The 9,861-nt window shown below is 67.3% G+C and carries 11 protein-coding genes; 4 read left to right on the top strand and 7 right to left on the bottom strand.

The features are described from left to right. Positions 1-325: 325 nt before the first annotated feature. On the bottom strand, positions 326-619 hold the full coding sequence (locus U9977_RS22305; RefSeq protein ID WP_322751239.1) for a hypothetical protein: 294 nt from the start codon (positions 617-619) through the stop codon (positions 326-328). Between the two features lie 84 nt (positions 620-703). On the opposite strand from U9977_RS22305, the gene U9977_RS22300 reads away from it, so the two are divergent. Together U9977_RS22300 and U9977_RS22295 are read left to right on the top strand one after the other, a co-directional pair. Beyond that, positions 704-1,147: an NUDIX hydrolase gene (locus U9977_RS22300; protein ID WP_322751238.1), complete on the top strand. Its 444-nt coding sequence runs from the start codon at positions 704-706 to the stop codon at positions 1,145-1,147. Positions 1,148-1,186: 39 nt separating this feature from the next. After that, complete coding sequence (locus tag U9977_RS22295; protein ID WP_322751237.1) at positions 1,187-1,357, top strand: hypothetical protein; 171 nt, start codon at positions 1,187-1,189, stop codon at positions 1,355-1,357. 297 nt (positions 1,358-1,654) lie between these two features. On the opposite strand, the gene U9977_RS22290 is transcribed toward U9977_RS22295, so the two are convergent. Then, positions 1,655-1,798 (bottom strand): hypothetical protein, encoded by a 144-nt coding sequence (locus U9977_RS22290; protein WP_322751236.1) that lies wholly within the window; start codon positions 1,796-1,798, stop codon positions 1,655-1,657. Positions 1,799-1,917: 119 nt separating this feature from the next. On the opposite strand from U9977_RS22290, the gene U9977_RS22285 reads away from it, so the two are divergent. Continuing rightward, entirely contained in the window at positions 1,918-2,721 is an 804-nt protein-coding gene (locus tag U9977_RS22285; protein ID WP_322751235.1) for a hypothetical protein, read from the top strand. A gap of 1,131 nt (positions 2,722-3,852) precedes the next feature. Here U9977_RS22285 and U9977_RS22280 read toward each other — a convergent pair. The 5 genes from U9977_RS22280 to U9977_RS22260 all read right to left on the bottom strand — a co-directional run bounded on the left by U9977_RS22280 (position 3,853) and on the right by U9977_RS22260 (position 8,548). Further along, positions 3,853-4,308 carry a TniQ family protein gene (locus U9977_RS22280; protein ID WP_322751234.1) on the bottom strand — a complete coding sequence of 152 codons (456 nt, stop codon included), beginning with the start codon at positions 4,306-4,308 and terminating at the stop codon, positions 3,853-3,855. Between the two features lie 14 nt (positions 4,309-4,322). Further along, positions 4,323-5,417: an ATP-binding protein gene (locus tag U9977_RS22275; protein WP_322751233.1), complete on the bottom strand. Its 1,095-nt coding sequence runs from the start codon at positions 5,415-5,417 to the stop codon at positions 4,323-4,325. Continuing rightward, positions 5,414-7,453, bottom strand: a complete 2,040-nt coding sequence (locus U9977_RS22270) for a Mu transposase C-terminal domain-containing protein (protein ID WP_322751232.1) — start codon at positions 7,451-7,453, stop codon at positions 5,414-5,416. Before U9977_RS22270 ends, U9977_RS22275 begins: the two co-directional genes overlap by 4 nt. Positions 7,454-7,461: 8 nt before the next feature. After that, positions 7,462-8,217, bottom strand: a complete 756-nt coding sequence (locus U9977_RS22265; RefSeq protein ID WP_322751231.1) for a TnsA-like heteromeric transposase endonuclease subunit — start codon at positions 8,215-8,217, stop codon at positions 7,462-7,464. Positions 8,218-8,359: 142 nt separating this feature from the next. Beyond that, complete coding sequence (locus U9977_RS22260) at positions 8,360-8,548, bottom strand: hypothetical protein (RefSeq protein ID WP_322751230.1); 189 nt, start codon at positions 8,546-8,548, stop codon at positions 8,360-8,362. 676 nt (positions 8,549-9,224) lie between these two features. On the opposite strand from U9977_RS22260, the gene U9977_RS22255 reads away from it, so the two are divergent. Beyond that, on the top strand, positions 9,225-9,671 hold the full coding sequence (locus U9977_RS22255; protein ID WP_322751229.1) for a hypothetical protein: 447 nt from the start codon (positions 9,225-9,227) through the stop codon (positions 9,669-9,671). Positions 9,672-9,861 lie beyond the last annotated feature (190 nt).

Raw genomic sequence — 9,861 nt, 5'->3', positions numbered from 1 at the left:
ACGCGGGAGGAGATCGAGCGAGGCCGGGCGCGTACACGTCACGTGATCCGGAACGACATCGAGAGCAACGGCGACGCCGGGCCTGCTCAGGCCCCTGTCCAGGCGAAACAGCGTGGCTGGCTCGCGCGGCTACGTAGGAGTTCCCGCCGCTAGAAGCGGACCTTGCCAGGCTGGTGGTCCTGAGGAACGCCAGCTCGCGACAGAACCGTGGTGGTTGTAGCTGCTTTGATCTCTGACTGCCGGAAAACTAACCCGCACTCTCATGCCGCTGTCCATCCGATCTTGACCGTCAGCTCGTTTCTCATTGTGAGGTCGGGTTCTCTCGTCAGACCGTGTCGGCGCTGGTGGGTGTCCCTGGGTCGAGGGCTGCGATTGCGACCAGCAGGCGGACGACCTGGGTTTCCAGCCAGTGGTCGCAGGCGTGCCGGTCGGGGTCGAAGGAGGCCAGCGGGACCGGACCGCCCGCCTCACGCCGGTCGAGTAGGTCCAGCGGAGGCGGACGAGCAGAAGGGTCTGCCTGATCCCGGGCTGCCGAACGCGACCAGCCGGCCGGTGGGGACCCGGTCGAGCACTTCGGCCAGCTCGCCGCCGAGGTGCTCGACCAGTTCGGGCACGGCACCTGCACCCACCGGTGGTGATCGCGCCGGCTTACTCTTCACCCGCTCGCTGTAAACGGTTCCGCTCTCGATCTCTGGAGGTATATATGAAGGAGCGGTATGGCAGCATCGTCGATGTTCACCTCGTTCTGCGTCGCGAGGGCCAGATTTTGCTGGCGACGCGGATCAACACCGGCTTCGGGGACGGGTGCTTCAACCTGCCGAGCGGGCATCTGGAGCGGGGCGAGTCGGTGATCGAAGGCGTGATCCGGGAGGCGAAGGAGGAGATCGGCGTCGTGGTGGAGCCGGCCGCGTTGCGGTTCCTGCATGTCATGCACCATCGAGGCGCCTCGGGCGACGCGCGGATCGGCTTCTTCTTCGAGGCGACGCGGTGGGATGGCGAGCCGACGAACCTGGAGCCGGACAAGTGCGGCGGGCTGCTGTGGGCGGACCCGGACGCGCTCCCGGAGAACACCGTGGCCTATCCGGCGGCGGGGATCGCGCAGTGTCAGGGCGGCGCGCCGTTCTCCTTGGACGGCTGGGACGGTTGAGGGCCGCAGATGCGGCATAGGTCGCGCAGCTGTCCGAGCGTGGTCGCCAGTTCGTGGCTGAGTCTGGTGTTCTCGGCCGTCAGGTTACTGATCCGCTGGCGTAGGGCGCGGACGACCTGCTCGTGGAAGCCGGCGGACATTCTCTGGCTGGCGGGCGACAACACCTACCCCTACACCCGTGTCGGCATCGACCTTCTACCGCAAGGGTGAGAACTTCGGCGTGTACGGCCGGCAGAAATACACCATCGGCTGACCCGGTGTAGTCCCTATCGAGCGGGTGGCAGGTTACGGAGAACCTGACCGCCGTCGGCGCGCCGCTCACCGCGGAGGACCTGGCCTTCGCCCGGGCCACGGCGAACCGGATCCAGCAGAACCTGGACGCCGCCGGTGAGGTCTTCCTCGATGAAAGGGACAGCCAAAAGCCGTGACCGCCGACCAGCTGTCCCTGCTCACCCCACGACGGCCCGCCCGGGTCGTCCTCCACCACGGAGGTGCGGCAACTCACGTTCAACGCCCAGCACGCCGCCCCCCGCCCGCGCTCGTCGGCAGGCGGCATGGATCGCCGCGCAGGAGCAGGCCGACCTGGTCGTGCTCACCGAGGTCGGCGCCGGCCCCGGCGGGGACGCGCTGGTCACCGCCCTGGCCGACCACGGGTATACCTCGATGATCGCGCCGCAGCGACGGGCCGGACAGTGGGCCGTCCGAGAGGCATCGCAACCATCTCGGCATCCGGCGACGAGCGGCAATGGGCGCTCTCCTACAGTTTGCTCGTGGGCACCACACACATCCCAGGAGGGGATAACAGCTCTCGGCCAACCGTAATGAGGCCAACCAAGCAGGTTCTTGTCGTTGTAGATCTTCTTGAGGAACTTCTCGGCGCTTTTCTCGAAGCCGGCGGTCGCCCTCGCTTTGAAGGGAAGTGGTCCTCGCATGACGAAGCCAAGAGCCTTACATATCTCCTTACGAGGAACGTCGAAGCTGTCATGGAGCTTGGCCGTCGGGATCTGGTGTTGATATCCCCAGCAACAAGTTGCGCAAGAGTGGCTTTCGAGGTGAGCACTCGGCTAACTTGGCTGCTCTATCCAGAGGATCCATACGAGAGGGAGGCTCGCTGGCTTAGCCTACTTGCGGAAGAGGAAGCTTATCATCGATATTTCGATCAGGTAACTGACCCAAAAGCATCGAAGAACGGCATCGCCGATGACCTTCGGAAATTCATCGAAGCGGTACAAGATAAGCTCCCGGAGGGCGTGACGGTGCCAAAGAGGATTCCTAAACTCAAGGAGATGCTCGACGAGCAAGGAAGAGGTGAGAACTATTTAGGCTACCGCATCTCGTCTCAATATGTGCACGGCACCGCAGTCACAGGAAGACATTACAGGAAAAACTTAGGAACGGCCGTCCGCTTTGGCGAATTCACTACAGCAATGGATTGGATGACCCCGCTCGACCTCTGCTGGTTCTCGATAGGGGTGGCTTCAGATCTTTATCTCAAGCGTCTCGGTGTCGGATGTTTACGATTCCGGCCGGAGCTACTTACAGACTATAAGGATGCCCTGGCGCAGCTCGGATAAGTCAGACTATAATTTCGCACTCTTTCTCTCCCGTGCGCATGTTCGTTCACGCTTGGAGCGCATTGGATTCGCACGATGACGTCACGGCGACTGGCAGTAGGGAGCCGACCGCCACCGGTTCCGCCCGTAACACGACGACGTTGGACTGACAGTCGACGTCCAGCCGGAGTGAGATCGCAAGGTGGCAGATGACCTTGGCTGGATCATGCACGGTGGTTAGCGGTCGCCACGGTGTCAGCGACGCCGACAGGCTCGGGCTCAGCGCGGTTTGCCGCACGCGATCCGGACGAGGATGAAGATCGCTGCAATCCTCCGTCGGGCAGTCGGGAAGCGATCGATGGATCTCCTGCTGTGCGGCTTTTCCCTCGGCGGCAGCGAACAAGGACGTCATAGCTGTCCTGTCCAGACGAAGATGGCGAATGCCGTGCGGGCTGATCTGGGCTTCGCCAGATAGGTCTGGATGGCTGGGTGCCGGGTTGTCCAGACCTATCTGGCGCGTTGAATGATGCAAGGATTGTTCGGCTGGTCAGGCTGGTTGGTGAGCTGCGCGGATTGGGGTTGTGGCTGCCGGGTTGGTGAGGGCGGGTCGAAGGTGCTGGTGGCTGAGGAGGGCGTGGCGCGGGTCGCGGTCACGGGCGAACCAGCCGGTCCGATTATCGTGTCCGCGCAGCATTGCTCGGCTTGTCGCGGTGACGCGGCTGGGGGGACGGCGAAGACGTGTGTCGGTGAAGAGAGTCAGCGGTCGGATGGGAAGCCGGCCGCTGCCAGTCTGGAACCAGCGTGCGACCGGGTCGGCGGGCGGCCCGTCGTCGGCTGGTTGGGGAGGCTGGTAGGGGCGGTAGTTGGGCTGGCCGGTGCGGCGGCCGATCTCTGCGGCGAAATACCGCTGCTGGTGCGTACTGCCGGAGACGACTTGGCGCCACTCGGCCGAGGTGAGAATTGCGGCGATGTCGACGGCTTCGGGGTAAATGGCGGCGAAGAGCCTGGATGGACTGAACGTGGTTGCTTCTGTTCCGGGCGGGATGAGGACGCGGGCGCGGCGTTCCCATGTCCGGCATCGATTGTCGGTGTTTCCGGGTATCCAGGTGCGGCTGCAGAGGACGAACCCGGTGAGCAGCGCGCCGTAGGCGGTCAGCCAGCCGTGACGCTGGACCAGTCGCTGGTGACGATGCTGGGCGCGGACGAGGTCTGGGGCAGGTCGTCCAGGATCGGACCGCGCTGCTCGATGTCGGGTGGGCCGATCCAGCGGCGGTGGCGGGTGCAGACGTAGCGGTGGTGTGGAAGCAGCTGGATGACCGGGCCTCCGGGGTGGCGGGCAGCGCAGCACGGGCAGCCAGGCTGAGGAGTGTGCCGCAGGGCCGGCCAGTCCGGCCGTGGGCGGAGCTCGACCAGCGCGGCGGCGAGGAGCTCGACGGGGCGGCCAGTGAGCGCGGCGAGCTGGTCGGGGACGACGTTCCTGCCGCTGCGCCGGTGGGTGCGCGGGACGCTGATCTGTTCCCAGAGTTCGTCGCTGTCGAGTCCATGCAGGGTGGCGAGCCGGGCGATGTAGGAGGTGACGATCTCGTGCTGGGCCGGCGGGACCGCCATGGGCAGACAGCGCATCAGCCGGAGGTATTGGCCGCAGAAGCGGGCGGCGTCGCTCGTCGTTGGGGTGAGGCAGTGGCGCGTTCGGCGGCGTAGTCGACCGGCACCAAGTCGAGCAGCTCTCGGGTGATGGTCTCGGCGCCGGTCTCGATCGCGAGGATCGCCGCCCCGCGGATGAGCTGGGACAGGCTGCCGATCATTCCGTTGCTGCGCTGGTGGAGGTATTCGTCCCACGCGACGAGCGTGCCGGGGGTGTGGGCGTGCAGGCGCAGCGTTTCCTCGAGGGTGGCGATCAGCGCCCGCCAGGTGTCGCGCTGGTCGGTGGTGCCGTAGGCGAAGGAGGCGGTGGGGATGACGGTGAACCGGCCGGCGATCTGCCGGCCGCGGGTGCCGGCGAACAGGCCCTGGGCTTCGACGTCGATGCCCGCATAGAGGAATGTCGCGGGCAGCCGCTCGGCGAAGTACTTGAGCTGGTCGGAGACCTCGGCGCCGGCCCGTGTGGTCAGGGAGATGTTGTGGAGCTCGTCGACGAGGACCAGGTCGACGCTGGTGTGGGCGGCGGTCGCGCAGACAGCGTTGACGATGTCGGTGATGTTCGCCCGAGCCGTGAAGGTGAGGCCGAAGAAACGGCCGAGTTCGACGGCGAGCATCCGCGGCGTCGCCGCGGGCGGGACGGTGACGTAGACGACCGGCAGCCGGTAACGATCTGCGGGGTGCCGTCGGCGGACGTGGCGCTCGTGGGTGCGGCCGAGCTGGGTCAGCGCGGTGGTCTTCCCGGTGCCGGAGGCACCCGAGACGATGACGCCACGGCGGGCGATGAACTGGTCCCGGTTGAGCTGCATCAGCAGCCGGGCCGTGTTGACGACCTGGCGGATCGTCGGAGTGTTCACCAGCGGTAGGTCAGCGTGGTAGTCGCGGCGGGCGTCGTCGTAGGTCGATCTGCCGTTTCGGGACAACGCTGCCAGCGCCTCGTTGTCCAGCAGGGCCGGCGGTTGAGGCTGGTGGTCGACGAACCGCCACCAGCCCTCTTTGGTGGTCAGCGGGTTGTCGGGGCGTGCTGCTATCTCGGTGAGGCGGTCGGGCAGTTGCATGGTGTGGGCGGAATCCGTCATCTCCACCGGTCCGCTTCAGCGTCGACATCAAAGATCCCGAGCGGGACGACCGCCGTCACCGACGGCCTGCTCTGGCCGACCGACTCACCCGCCCCCGTGTCGGGGTCAAGGCCGGCGTCCGTCGGCGGGGGCCGGTGGGAGGCGGCGGCCACGCGGGTGCGCGCCGCGACGCGGGCGGTGGCCCGGTCCACCGGGTGTCCCGGGCCGCTTTGGGCGCGGGTGAGCAGGTCGTCGAGGACGCGGGCGACGTCGGTCTCGTTGGTGTCGTCTCGCCCGGCCGAGGCGGTCAGCCGGCGGGCGTGGCGCCAGGTGAAATCGGCGAAGGGCGCGGCGACCATCGGCAGATGGGTCCACGGGACGGTGATCCAGCCCGTCGAGGTCCGGACGAACACGTAGGACAGATCGTAGGGATCGTAGTGGATCTCCCACAGGCCCCGTTTGGCTGCGACCCCGGAGTGCTGCAACCGCCAGGGACCCAGGTCCGGGCTGTCGTAGGTGCGGTAGGCGATCCGGATGCCATAGGCGTTGATCTGTCGCCAGGCCACCGGCAGCAGCTCCAGATAGTCCTCCCCGGACAACGTCAGCGGCAGGTAGCCGGCCGCGGCGACCAGGGCCGCGTACCTGTCGTTCGGCGACATCGCCTGCCGCGGGAACGCCGGGTCGCGCAACGCGTCGTGCGGCCGGTGCTGCCAGCCGACGATCAGCCACTCGTCCAGCAGATCCTGCAACTCACCCACGGTCCACGCCGCCTCGACGTCGGCTCCGCGACGGGTCGGGTTCGGACCGGTGTAGGCGGCGACGTGCTGGCAGAACAGCGAGTTGATCGAACCGAAGGTCGCCTCCACGATCGCCTTGTCGGTCGGGGTGCCCGGACGGCACGGCTGCACCGAAACCCCAAGCCGTTCACAGGCGCGGGTGAACGTGTCGGAGACGAACACCCTGCCATGGTCAATGACGATGGTGTCCGGCACGATCACCGGCCGGGCGGCAGCCAGCTCCATCCGGGCGTCGATCTCGACCAGGCGGGCGTGCGGCAGCCGCGACGCCGCCATCCGTAACGCGGTCGACCAACCCGGCCGCATTGGTTCGGGGACCAGCATCCGGGCCAGCAGCAGCGCCGCGTCGACGGCCTTCGTCCCGACCGGGCGCAGCACCGCAGCGCAGATCGTGCGGGTCGCGACATCGACCGCGATGGTCAGGTCGGCGCGGACCGCCACCCCGGAGCCGGCCAGCACCAGCACGTCGAGCGGCGTGGAGTCGATCTGCACCTGCTCACCGGGACGGACGGCAACCGTCGGTGTGAACGGGCCGGCCGGCCGGTTCGCGGTCTGCCGGCGGGTGACCGCCGAACCGAACGTGTGCCGGCCGGCGGCCAGCCGGTCGATCAGCGTGTAGAAGGTGCTCCTGCCCGGTAGCGGCACCACCCCGGGCCCGTGGAGGTCCTCGACGGCCTTCGTCACGCGGCGAATCAGCCGGGACCGGGTGCCCGTCGACACGTCCGTCTCCGCGTCGAGGACCTCCCGGATCACGGCCACCAGCCGGGCATCGACCCGGCCGGTGGCCTCCCAGGTCCGCACCGCGCGCTGATCCACCAAGCCCCACAGCCCCTGACCGGCGTAGCGGGACCGCATCCGCTCGACGGTGCGTAGACCCACGCCCAGCTCGGCCGCTTTCGCCTGCTCACGCTCCCGCAGCGTGCGCGTCGCCGGGTCGTAGGCCGGCATGGACGGCGTGCCCGGTGCCGCGTCCGGCGGCAGCCCGGTCTCCACCTCCACCACATGGCGGTGCCAGTCCCTCGCCGCGGCGACCACGCCGGCGGGCAGCCCGTCGAGCAACCCGAACGGCTCCACCGCCGGTACTGGCGTCGCGCCGATGACCACGAAGTCGGGCGAGGCCATCAGGTAGGACGCCAACACCACCGTCTCGGCGCCCGCGGTCGAGCGCAGCCGCACCGACGTACCGGCCAAGCCCACCACCTGATGCTCCCCGCCCTGGTAACACACCCAGTCGCCGGGTCGCAGCACCGCCTGCGGCATGGCAGCCATCAGCCGGCCGCCGTCACCAGCGCCGACGCGTGCAACGGCACCGACAGATCCACCGTCAGCTCCTGCCGCCACAGCAGGTGGAAGAGCACCGGCAACACCGCCACCGGGTCCCCGGCACGCTCGGCCCCGGTCATCAGCCGCGCCGGCCGCGCGAAGACGTCCCGCAGGACCGCGGCAACCTCGGCCAGCCGGTGACGAGGATGGCGATAGCCGGCCAGCCACCGCACGTTGCCGACCGCGATCCGCTCCGGTGCCCCCACCAGCCGGTACTCCCAGCCGACCAGCCCGCACGCCTGCCTCGTCGCCTCGAACTTCACCGCATCTCGTGGCCCGATCCGATCGGGCGGCCGGCAGTCGACCACCACCGCTGACCCGTCCGCACGCCGGGCGAAATAGTCGGGCACGTGCCTGTAGGCATCGCCGGCAGGAGCGACCCAGGACAGCCAGAACGGCTGAGAGGCGATCCCGACCACCGCCGGGTCGAAGTCCAACAGCATCAGGTGATCACGTTCCAGCCACGACTCATACCCCACATGCCGGCAGACCGTCGCCGACCACCACAGACCGGAAAAGTGCCGCTGAGTCCTGACCGACCGGAACCGCCGCGCCGGCGCCGCCTCCTCCAACAGCACCGACCGCGCGTCCACCAGCAGCACCCGCTGCTCCGCCCCGCCATCGGCGACATAGCTGACCTCGAAACCGCCATCAGACAGGGCACCAGCCGAACCACCGCTCAGCACCGGCAGATCCGCCATGTCGCAGCATCCTGCCGCCCATGAAGATCACGACCGTGGTGCGACTCGCGCAGTACCCACGACCACCTACCAGCAGGAAGTGGTCCTTTCGTTCCAAGGAAGCCGGCGGAACCTCTACCATCGTGTCACTCACGGCATGCCCTCACTCTCGGAGGGTTACACTTGTATTTCTACAGGCCCCCGAGTAGTACAGACCCGGGAAATGCCGCTGCCCGCGGTACGAGGGGAACTCACGCACCGGCGACACCTCCTCGAACGCCACCGTCGCCACCGACATCAGCGGCCGGCGGACCTCCCGGCCAGCCTCCACCCAGACCAGATCCGGCCACATCGAGCCATGCCTCACCCTGAATTACAAGTGTGTCACTCATGGCGACAGCATTGCAGGGCAGTGATCCAGTGAGACAAGCCAGCTACAACGAGACGACAGCTATCCCAAAGGCGACAAATACCGTGCCAATCCGCCACACCGCCCGAGATTCACCAGCGCTGCCGCCAGATCCGTGAGACACCGCAGGCTTCCGTGAGAACGGACAGCCTCGCCACCTAACACTGGACTTCGCCCCGAGGCGCGCCATGTAGATCTGGACCTCGCCACCCTGACCTGGACCGGACACTCCCCTCACCCGTTTGGGCTATGCCACCGTTTTGGTGGTATAGCCCAAACGGGCTAAACATGGATAGTCCGTCTGGATCAATTCGTGCTGGAGTGTCGTTCCTACCGCGAAGTTGGAACGCGGACGATCTCATATGCGGAGGTTTGCGGAGGTAATCCTAGGTGCAGGGGTCTACCCCTGACGGGTGAGGTGACCACCTACCCTGGACGGGCCTGCGAGGTGGGCATTGTGGCGGTCGGCACTTGGATGGCAGGACAGCGGCAGCACCGGACGCGCGTCCGGTGCGCTGGCTTCCTGCTGGCCGTCGCCGCAGCAGTCCTCGTCGCGTGCAGTTCCAACGACGGCTCTACGGACAGACCGGAAGGCGCCAGCGGCAGCGTGCCGTCACCTGTGCTATCAACCGCGCCGTCGCCGACATCGCCAACGGATAGCCCGCGGCAAGAGGCGGTCGCCGCCTATCTGGGCATGTGGAAGGCGGACGTGCAGGCCAGTCACACGGCGGACTGGCAGGCGCCCTACCTCTCCCGTTACGCCTCCGGTTCGGCTTTGCAGGTGCTCACCGGCGGCTTGTACGCCGACCATCTGAATGGGGTTGTCGCGAAGGGCGAGCCGGTGAACAACCCGCAGGTGACATCGGTGAGCCCGGAAGACGGGCCGACGACGGTGATGATTTCGGATTGCAGCGACAGCCGGAACTGGTTGCAGTACCGGACCGATGGTTCGCTGTTGGACAGCACCCCGGGGGGCATGCGCCGGATCGTCGCTGAGGTGAAAAAGCACACCGACGGGCTGTGGCGGGTCACGCAGTTCGGAGTCGGGGTTGTGGGATCGTGCTGACGCGAATCTTTCTGGCCTTCTTGACCGTCGCGTTAGTCGGCGCATTCTCGGCGCCCGCCTTCGCCGCAGACCAGTACGGTACGGCTGAGTGCGCGCAGAATCCTCATCCGGGTTGCCAGCTCCTCGCGGGTCGCGATGGCGAGAGCCCAGTGAGCCATTCCCCGCAACGGTCTGCCACGCTCCGTGAGCG

The organism is Protofrankia sp. Cas8 (assembly GCF_963555845.1).
Classification (GTDB): Bacteria; Actinomycetota; Actinomycetes; order Frankiales; family Frankiaceae; genus Protofrankia.
Note: the sequence above shows the minus strand (reverse complement) of the source record. Positions and strands in the feature narration are given on the sequence as shown.